Raw genomic sequence first — 8399 nt, forward strand, 5'->3', positions numbered from 1 at the left:
AAATACGAAGGCGCGTAGTAAATCTACGTAACTGAGTATTTTGTTAAATCTAACGTAGTCGGAATGGAAAAAAGAGAAGTTAAAAGACAGTTGTTGCGTCAAATACGGGGCCATCCACACAAACACGTTTCATCGCTGGACCAGTATCAGTTTGTACTTCAACTACACAGCCGGCACAACCACCAACAGCACATGCCATATTCTCCTCTAAGGAAACTTGACATGGTAAATTGTATTCTTTAGCTAATTTAGCAACGGCCTCTAACATCGGATGAGGTCCGCATGAATAAATTTCTATCTGAGCTCTTTCATCGTCACTCAAGCCATCTAGATAAACTTTGGCAAGATCAGTTACGTAGCCTTTAAAAACCCCGTCGTAATCTTGTAGACTGGCCAATCGACATTCAACGCCCCATGCCTCCAATTCAGGCATAGTATGAGTTGCGCCCTGATAATCTTTACCATCATTGGCTAATTGCTCATCAAAAGGAAATGGCACTTCAGAGCCTAAAATAGCAAAAGGTTGATAATCCAAGTCTTTGATTGATTGAGCGATAGCAACCATTGGCGGCATGCCAACACCGCCACCAATTAGTAACGGCCTCTTGTTTTTTGTCATTTCAAAGCCATTACCAATTGGGCCAATTACACTTAGCATTTCTCCGATTTTTCGCTCAGCTAATTGCCTCGTACCTTCTCCAACCACCTTGTATAACAAATCAAACGTTGCATTTTCTTTATCAACTGACATAATGGAGATTGGACGTCTCATTGGTAGCGCATCTGATACAGTAATATGAACAAATTGACCTGGCTTTGTCTCATTGGCGATAACCTCTGAAGCCAATGTCAAAATATATTGGTCGCCTTCGAATTTATAGTGTGCCAATACTTGGCAATCTACTACTTTAATAGTTTTTCGATTTTCTTTACTCATTACAGGTAATTAATGTGCCGACACCATTGTCAGTAAATATTTCTAATAAAACCGCATGCGATACTCGACCATCAATGATGTGAGTAGATTTAACGCCATTCTTGACGGCAGATAAAGCACAACCGATTTTAGGTAGCATGCCACCATAAATTGTGCCATCCTTAATCAGCCCATCTACCGTCTTGGCATCTAATCCTGTTAATAGTTCGCCTGCAGAATCTAGCAAACCCGAGGTGTTAGTTAGCAAGATAAGTTTTTCTGCCTTTAGCGCTTGAGCAATTGAGCCAGCTACTAAATCTGCATTAATATTGTATGAAAAACCATCTTCACCAACACCAATTGGGGCGATCACTGGAATAAAATCCCCTTTTAACAATAGTTCAATCACTGAGGTGTCAATTTCGTCCACTTCTCCCACATGGCCCAAGTCAATAATTTCAGAAGTTGGCTCAATATCATGTTGCAATTTCTTAGCTGTAATTAAGCTACCATCCTTACCTGTTAGACCAATGGAATGGCCACCATGTTGATGAATTAAGTTAACAATTTCCTTATTAACTAAGCCACCTAGCACCATTTCAACCACATCCATCGTCTCAGAATCAGTGACTCGCATACCGCCAATAAACTCGCTTTCTTTACCGATTTTTTCCAAAGTTTTGCCAATTTGTGGCCCGCCACCATGCACAACAATTGGATTCATGCCCACTGATTTCATTAGCACAATATCACGCGCGAAGCTTGACTTAAGCTCTTCATCGATCATGGCATTGCCGCCATATTTGATAACGATAGTTTTGCCCTGAAACTTTTGAATATATGGCAAGCTCTCAGTAAGAACGCTAGCTATATTATGTGTACTGTCTGACATATAAAATAAATGTAGAAATCAATTAAACAGTTATTTTACCAATAACAGCGATCAGTATCAGCATTCTTCAATGGCAAGCTCTTAAGGCATGTAGTCGCATCATTTTAATAATCGATTAAATCAACTACATTCCATTAAAATTATTTAAATCTTTGGTTGTATTTCCTCTGAACTTCTTGTGGCCATAAATCATGAATATAATTTAAAACAGCTTGTTTTTGCTTTTCGCTCAATTGATCCTTGAATGCTGGCATCCAACCACCTAATTTGGCGCCGCCATTGTTGATAGTATTCATCAATACTGTCGGGGAATGATGCCAAGCGTGTGCTGACCCATTAAGTGGTGGTGCCGGAAATTTCCCATTTGGCAGTCTCGTCTTCCATTCTTTGATTAAACCCTCCCCCTCTTTTCCATGACAATGCATACAGTTTTCTTCAAAAATGGCTTTACCTAACTTAATGTTATTGCCCTCTATAATTTGCACATCTTCACTCTCAAAACAACCTGTTAATATCAAAGTGCTGGCGAGTATTATTAAAATTTTCATAAAAACAACTCTTGTAAATTATTTAAAAAATTAAACCCTTTGGTGGTTGGTCGAATTAACGAATCACTATACTCCAATAATCCCAAGTCTTTTGCAGAAGCTAACTGATCACAAATATTATTGATTGGTACGCCGCTTCTTTTAGAGAATAATTCCACCTCAAATCCATTTTTGAGACGTAAGGCATTCAACATAAATTCAAATGATGTATTTTCAATAACTTCGATGGTTTTGTTACGTTTCTGAATATAATCTTTGGGCGATTTAGACTTTAAAGTCCGAATAATAGTTTGATTTATAATAGATGTAATCTTGCCATGGGCACCCGCACCAATGCCGATATAGTCACCAAATTCCCAATAATTCAAATTGTGCTTAGACGGAATCCTGCCAAAGGCTGACACTTCATAACGCTCAAACCCCTGTTGAGTTAATAAGCTGATACCTTGCTCGCCCATAGACCATATGTCATCAGCTTTTGGCAAAATGGGCGGAAACTTTGCAAACAAGGTATTAGGCTCTATCGTTAACTGATAAAACGAGATATGAGTTGGGTTTAGCTTGATTGCGCGCTCCAAGTCCGATAAGCAGCCATCAATAGTTTGATTTTGCAAGCCATACATGAGATCAATATTGAAATTATCAAAGCCTACTTGCTTGGCTTGCTCGCAGGCGTATATCGCATTATCAGCGCTATGAATTCTGCCCAATGATTCAAGGTGTTCATTGTTAAAAGATTGCACGCCAATAGATAAACGATTAACACCAATGTTTCGAAACGCACTAAACTTTTCAACCTCGAACGTACCGGGATTTGCCTCTAAGGTAATTTCAATCTCATTATCAAAATTCAAACGAGATCTAAGTCCATCAAACAACTGGGATAAATCCTTTTCACTCATTAAGCTGGGTGTACCACCGCCAATAAAAATCGAATGAATAGAACGCCCTTGTACATAACTCAAATCATCATCCAGATCATCAAGTAGTGCATTAATATACCCTTGGCTATCGCTAAGCTCATGTGAGTTAAAATCACAGTATGGGCATTTTTTAACACACCAAGGGTAGTGTATATAAAGCGCTAGTGGCGGAAGCTCTAACATATTAATATCTTACTATGATTGCAGCTCTAACAACAATGCTTGCAATGCCTTGCCTCGATGAGAAATACCATTCTTTTCTTCTGCAGATAATTCTGCCGAGGCTTTTTTATGAGTTGGGACATAAAAAATTGGATCATAGCCAAAGCCGTTTTTACCCGCCTTCTCTCGCAGAATTTCGCCCTCCCATCCGCGCTGAATAATAATGGGTGTTGGATCATTTGCATGCTCAACAAAAACAATTGCACACCAAAATCTTGCACTACGCTGATCATCGGGAATGTCAGACATTTCGTCAAGAATTTTTTGGGTATTAGCCTCATCATCACCATGAGCTCCCGCATATCTAGCAGAATAAATACCGGGCTCGCCATTCAGCGCATCTACCACAATCCCAGAATCATCAGCCAATGCTGGCAAGCCAGATTGTTCTGCAGCATTACGCGCTTTGATTAAGGCATTTTCAACAAATGTTAAACCGATTTCTGGCACCTCTTCAACCTGCATATCACTCATGGAAACAACCTGATAACTCTCTTGGAGCATGGTGTTAAATTCTTTTATTTTTCCCGGGTTGTTACTAGCAAGAATGATTTTTTTCATAATAGTTAAGGGTACGGTCTCAGTGTATAATCAATTGAATATATAAAAAATTTGGAGCACATTATGACTCAAGACGAAATGAAATTCGCTGTTGCGCAAGAGGCGCTTAAATACGTTGTTAAGGATACTATTATAGGCGTGGGTACTGGCTCAACTGCAAATTTTTTCATTGATGCGCTGGCCACTATGAAGGATGACGTTATAGGCGCTGTTGCCAGTTCAGTTGCAACGGCAGAGCGTCTAGAAAGTCATGGCATCAAAGTATTTGACCTAAACGATGTAGATGCAATATCGGTTTATATTGATGGTGCCGATGAATCTGATGATGGCCTAAACCTTATTAAAGGTGGTGGTGGTGCATTGACACGTGAAAAGATTGTTGCTGCTGTGGCCGATAAATTTGTTTGTATTGCGGATGAATCAAAGTTGGTTAGTGTTATGGGTGATTTCCCACTGCCTGTTGAAGTAATTCCAATGGCTGCTAACTATGTTAAGCATCAGATCACTCGTAGAATTGGTGGCACACCTTTTGTTAGAGAAAACTTTATTACCGATAATGGCAACCTAATTTTAGATGTTGAAGGTTTAAAAATTACTGACCCTAAAGCAATGGAAACCGAACTTGACAGCATTGTAGGTGTCGTAACCAATGGCTTGTTTGCCAACCGTGGTGCTAATGTTTTGTTATTAGGCACACCAAATGGTGTGAAAGTAGTTGGCGCTTAAACCCGGCTTAAGACGTCTACTTATAAAGATCAATTCGCCTTTCTAGGCGCTCAATCTCAACATTTATCACATCAAACAAGTCTTGGGAACTGGTTGTTGCCTTTGCTCGCTCATAGCGAGAAATAGCCAAGTCGAGCTTTCCTTGGTGTATTAACGCTTTAGCATTATGAATGTGAGCCCTGTCAACAAGACCTGCATCAACATATAGTGATGAGAGAAGTTTATGCGACAAATAGGTGCCTTTGTTGCGCTTCAAATATCGTTTTAATAAGTTAACACCCTTTGACGTTTGATTGTTATCCAAATATGCTTGAGCTGCATAATAAACAGCCGACTCACTCTCGTCAACAGCCTGAGAAAAATACTGCTGTGACTTTTCTATTTGGCCAAGTTTTGCATAAATTCTACCAGCTAATGTGACGCTTGGCGTTTGATTATTTAATGCTAATAGTTGCTCTATAACTGTTTTGGCAGATACGTAATCTTGCTTTTCGAAGGCATCGTATGCTTGCATGTATAAGGTTAAGTCTGGATCTTTTTCAAGTTTTATGCGTCTATGTTGGTCATAATACAAACGAGCCTTGAGTGTTTCATATTCAAACGTATCTTCTCGATAATCGCCATCGATTCGACTTGTCCTTTGTATGGAATCAGAAATTCGATTAACGCTAAGCGGATGTGAACGCAAAAATTCTTGAGCATTTGCACTGTCTTTCAATTTTTCAAAAAAATGCGCCATTCCCTTTGGATCAAATCCTGACTTTATTAACATATTTGTACCAATACGGTCTGCTTCCCACTCATGTTCGCGAGTAAAGTTAATATTCTGCTGAGCTGTAGCAGCAACCGTAGAAGTGGCAATCGCTTGTGAGGCGTTAGTATTGTCTACTAAAGCAGCAGCCAACATACCAGCCACCATAATATAAGTTTGCTTGTCAGTTTTGTCACTAAAACGTGCTAAGTGATTTTGAGTTATATGGGAGATTTCGTGTGACAAAACACCGGCAAGCTCTGCTTCAGATTCTGAACTTAACAACATGCCTGTATGTACACCAATATAGCCATAAGGGCCCGCAAAGGCATTAATACTATCATCGTTGAGCAAAAAGAAATCAAAATGCTTATCAGGGTTTTCACTATATCGGGTCAATTCATGCCCCAATGTTTTTAAATACACTTGAGCCTCGACATCAGCAATCACTGAATCGGTGTTCCAGATAATTTGCAAGAATTCATTGCCTTGTTTTTGCTCTTGCAAAGATTCAGACAAAGTTAATTCTGGCACTTCAAGCGCATTAACCTGAAAGCTGAGTATCAATAGTAATAATATCTTAATCATAGTTTTATTATATTTGACTCTTAACCACAGTGCGACTAAAATAGTTGAACTTGTCTTTTTTTAAAAAGATAAGCTTAATTATATAAATTCAAATACAAAGGAGTCCACAATGGCTGACGAAACTTTAGATGCATCAGGCTTAAACTGCCCATTACCAATTTTAAAAACTAAGAAAGCATTATCAAAAATGGATACTGGCAAGATCTTAGATGTAATCTCTACAGACGCAGGCTCAGTGAAAGATATCGAGGCTTTTTGTAATCAAACTGGCAACAAGCTTATCTCTACAACTGAAGACGGTGGAAAGTACGTTTTCACGATTGAAAGAGTTTAATTCATAATTATTTCAGAGGAGAATAACTATGTCAGACGACAATAAGATGACAATTATCGCTACTAAAGGTACTTTTGATTGGGCTTTTCCTCCTTTCATTATTGCCTCCACTGGCGTTGCTATGGATAAAGAAGTAACTATCTTTTTTACGTTTTATGGTTTAAATCTTTTATTAAAAGACACTTCTAAACTTAGAGTTTCTCCAATTGGAAATCCTTCTATGCCAATGAAAATGCCTTTTGGCCCAAAGTGGTTACAAAAAATTGATTTTGGTCCTAAAATTCCAAATGTCTTATGGAATATTCCTGGTGCTGAGTCTTTAGTCACATGGATGATGAAAAAAACCATGGCTAAACATGGCGTTGCTAAAATCGAAGAACTACGCTCTATGTGTCAAGAATTTGACGTTAAGTTTATCGCCTGTGAAATGACAGTTGAGTTATTCGGCTTTGATAAAGCTGACTTTATCGATGGTGTGGAATTTGCAGGTGCAGCGTCATACTTTGATGAAGCTGCTACTGGTGATCATCACCTATACATGTAAGATTTCCTTGCTTGTAATAAAAAACCTCCTTTCGGAGGTTTTTTATTGTCTAAAGCATTAAATGCCTAATGCCAATCTAGACTTGGCCAGCCTCGTTCTTTGGCAATCTTCTGCAAAGTTTCATCGCCATGCACAACCACAGGATGGTCAACCAACTCAAGCATTGGCAAATCATTATGCGAATCAGAGTAAAAATAAGCACCTGCCAACTCCTCTCCTGTTTTCTTAAGCCAATGATTTAAATGTGTTATTTTTCCTGTCTGGAAGCAGGGCTCACCTAATACTCTGCCGGTAAATTCTCCATTGTTAATTTCGGGATTAGTCGCTAACAAGTTCTCAATACCATAACGCTGAACGATTGGCGCCGTAACAAAGCTATTGGTTGCTGTGATAACCAATATCGTATCACCCTTTGCTTTATGTCCATCAACAACTGCTTGCGCCTTAGGCAAAAGAATATTCTCAATCTTTTCGCTCATAAAACGCTGATGCCAGACATCTAAGGTTTTTCTAGTATTTTGAGATAAGGGCTTTAAACAAAACTCTAGATATTCATTAATATCAAGACTTCCAAGTGCATACTGATCAAAGAAGTATTGATTCTTTGCCTGATAACTGTCCTTATCTACCGCGCCAATTTCACTCATAAACTCACCCCAGAGAAAGTCACTATCTCCACCGATCAAAGTTTTATCAAGATCAAAAATTGCTAATGCCATACCTATTCCTTAATATTGTTTACTAATTGTTCAACATCATCTACCAAACAAAATAAATCTAGATCAGTTTGGTTAATGTATTCCATGTCTAATAATGACCCAAACCAGGTAAGTAGTGGCGACCAAAATGAAGAGCCGAATAAAAATAATTTAATAGGCTTGCCTTTTCTAGTTTGTATCAGTGTCAACACTTCTAGTAATTCATCAGCAGTACCAAACCCACCCGGGAAAAACACACATACATCCGCATGCTTGATTAGCACCACTTTACGAGTAAAAAAATGCTCAAATAAAATACACCTATCTAGGTATGTATTAGGGTTTTGTTCTTTGGGTAATTTGATATTTAAACCGATGCTTAATGATTTTCCCTCAAAGGCCCCTTTGTTTGCTGCCTGCATAATGCCAGGCCCTGCACCAGTTAATATATTAAATCCACTATCTGATAAAGATTTTGCCAACTGATAAGCTTGTGTCGCTAGTACATCAGACTGCTTCACTCTCGCCGAACCAAAAATACTGACATTTGGGCCGAGATCATTTAGCAAAGCAACCGAATTGTTTAACTCAGATTCAACAACCTGAATGTTCATGGTTTAAATTTATAATTTTGCAAATACACGTTCTGCTGCATCAATAGTTACTTGAATATCTTCATCAGTATGACTACTAGAA

At 38.6% G+C, this 8399-nt stretch carries 11 protein-coding genes; 3 read left to right on the top strand and 8 right to left on the bottom strand.

Translation table 11 applies throughout. The features are described from left to right. Nucleotides 1–79: 79 nt before the first annotated feature. The 5 genes from P8M52_RS05600 to P8M52_RS05620 form a co-directional block, all read right to left on the bottom strand. On the bottom strand, nucleotides 80–937 hold the full coding sequence (locus P8M52_RS05600) for a dihydroorotate dehydrogenase electron transfer subunit (RefSeq protein WP_300308545.1): 858 nt from the start codon (nucleotides 935–937) through the stop codon (nucleotides 80–82). Next, nucleotides 930–1808, bottom strand: coding sequence for an acetylglutamate kinase (argB, locus tag P8M52_RS05605; RefSeq protein ID WP_300308548.1), 879 nt, complete (start codon nucleotides 1806–1808; stop codon nucleotides 930–932). Before argB ends, P8M52_RS05600 begins: the two co-directional genes overlap by 8 nt. Nucleotides 1809–1948: 140 nt before the next feature. Beyond that, the gene (locus P8M52_RS05610; protein WP_300308551.1) at nucleotides 1949–2293 is read right to left on the bottom strand and encodes a cytochrome c; all 345 of its coding nucleotides are present in this window, start codon (nucleotides 2291–2293) and stop codon (nucleotides 1949–1951) included. 59 nt (nucleotides 2294–2352) lie between these two features. After that, nucleotides 2353–3462, bottom strand: coding sequence for a radical SAM family heme chaperone HemW (gene hemW / locus P8M52_RS05615; RefSeq protein ID WP_300308554.1), 1110 nt, complete (start codon nucleotides 3460–3462; stop codon nucleotides 2353–2355). Between the two features lie 12 nt (nucleotides 3463–3474). Next, nucleotides 3475–4062, bottom strand: a complete 588-nt coding sequence (locus P8M52_RS05620) for an XTP/dITP diphosphatase (RefSeq protein WP_300308557.1) — start codon at nucleotides 4060–4062, stop codon at nucleotides 3475–3477. 63 nt (nucleotides 4063–4125) lie between these two features. On the opposite strand from P8M52_RS05620, the gene rpiA reads away from it, so the two are divergent. Continuing rightward, nucleotides 4126–4788 (top strand): ribose-5-phosphate isomerase RpiA, encoded by a 663-nt coding sequence (gene rpiA / locus P8M52_RS05625; protein ID WP_300308560.1) that lies wholly within the window; start codon nucleotides 4126–4128, stop codon nucleotides 4786–4788. Nucleotides 4789–4804: 16 nt separating this feature from the next. On the opposite strand, the gene P8M52_RS05630 is transcribed toward rpiA, so the two are convergent. Next, nucleotides 4805–6127: a M48 family metalloprotease gene (locus P8M52_RS05630; RefSeq protein WP_300308563.1), complete on the bottom strand. Its 1323-nt coding sequence runs from the start codon at nucleotides 6125–6127 to the stop codon at nucleotides 4805–4807. A 109-nt stretch (nucleotides 6128–6236) separates the two neighbouring features. On the opposite strand from P8M52_RS05630, the gene P8M52_RS05635 reads away from it, so the two are divergent. Both P8M52_RS05635 and P8M52_RS05640 read left to right on the top strand, forming a co-directional pair. Further along, nucleotides 6237–6461, top strand: coding sequence for a sulfurtransferase TusA family protein (locus tag P8M52_RS05635; RefSeq protein ID WP_300308566.1), 225 nt, complete (start codon nucleotides 6237–6239; stop codon nucleotides 6459–6461). 28 nt (nucleotides 6462–6489) lie between these two features. After that, a complete protein-coding gene (locus P8M52_RS05640) occupies nucleotides 6490–7005 on the top strand; it encodes a DsrE/DsrF/DrsH-like family protein (protein ID WP_300308568.1) in 516 nt (171 codons plus the stop codon). 65 nt (nucleotides 7006–7070) lie between these two features. Here P8M52_RS05640 and P8M52_RS05645 read toward each other — a convergent pair whose 3' ends face one another. Then, nucleotides 7071–7724: an HAD family hydrolase gene (locus P8M52_RS05645; RefSeq protein WP_300308571.1), complete on the bottom strand. Its 654-nt coding sequence runs from the start codon at nucleotides 7722–7724 to the stop codon at nucleotides 7071–7073. A gap of 2 nt (nucleotides 7725–7726) precedes the next feature. Further along, the gene (locus P8M52_RS05650; RefSeq protein ID WP_300308574.1) at nucleotides 7727–8317 is read right to left on the bottom strand and encodes a TIGR00730 family Rossman fold protein; all 591 of its coding nucleotides are present in this window, start codon (nucleotides 8315–8317) and stop codon (nucleotides 7727–7729) included. Between the last annotated feature and the right edge of the window lie 82 nt (nucleotides 8318–8399).

The organism is Candidatus Thioglobus sp., from assembly GCF_029243085.1.
Lineage (GTDB): Bacteria > Pseudomonadota > Gammaproteobacteria > PS1 > Pseudothioglobaceae > Thioglobus_A.

What these genes read in the sequence shown, in the direction of transcription:
- P8M52_RS05600 (WP_300308545.1), bottom strand. Translation starts at nt 937, where the DNA reads ATGAGTAAAGAAAATCGAAAAACTATTAAAGTAGTAGATTGCCAAGTA.
- argB (WP_300308548.1), bottom strand. Translation starts at nt 1,808, where the DNA reads ATGTCAGACAGTACACATAATATAGCTAGCGTTCTTACTGAGAGCTTG.
- hemW (WP_300308554.1), bottom strand. Translation starts at nt 3,462, where the DNA reads ATGTTAGAGCTTCCGCCACTAGCGCTTTATATACACTACCCTTGGTGT.
- P8M52_RS05620 (WP_300308557.1), bottom strand. Translation starts at nt 4,062, where the DNA reads ATGAAAAAAATCATTCTTGCTAGTAACAACCCGGGAAAAATAAAAGAA.
- rpiA (WP_300308560.1), top strand. Translation starts at nt 4,126, where the DNA reads ATGACTCAAGACGAAATGAAATTCGCTGTTGCGCAAGAGGCGCTTAAA.
- P8M52_RS05630 (WP_300308563.1), bottom strand. Translation starts at nt 6,127, where the DNA reads ATGATTAAGATATTATTACTATTGATACTCAGCTTTCAGGTTAATGCG.
- P8M52_RS05635 (WP_300308566.1), top strand. Translation starts at nt 6,237, where the DNA reads ATGGCTGACGAAACTTTAGATGCATCAGGCTTAAACTGCCCATTACCA.
- P8M52_RS05640 (WP_300308568.1), top strand. Translation starts at nt 6,490, where the DNA reads ATGTCAGACGACAATAAGATGACAATTATCGCTACTAAAGGTACTTTT.
- P8M52_RS05645 (WP_300308571.1), bottom strand. Translation starts at nt 7,724, where the DNA reads ATGGCATTAGCAATTTTTGATCTTGATAAAACTTTGATCGGTGGAGAT.
- P8M52_RS05650 (WP_300308574.1), bottom strand. Translation starts at nt 8,317, where the DNA reads ATGAACATTCAGGTTGTTGAATCTGAGTTAAACAATTCGGTTGCTTTG.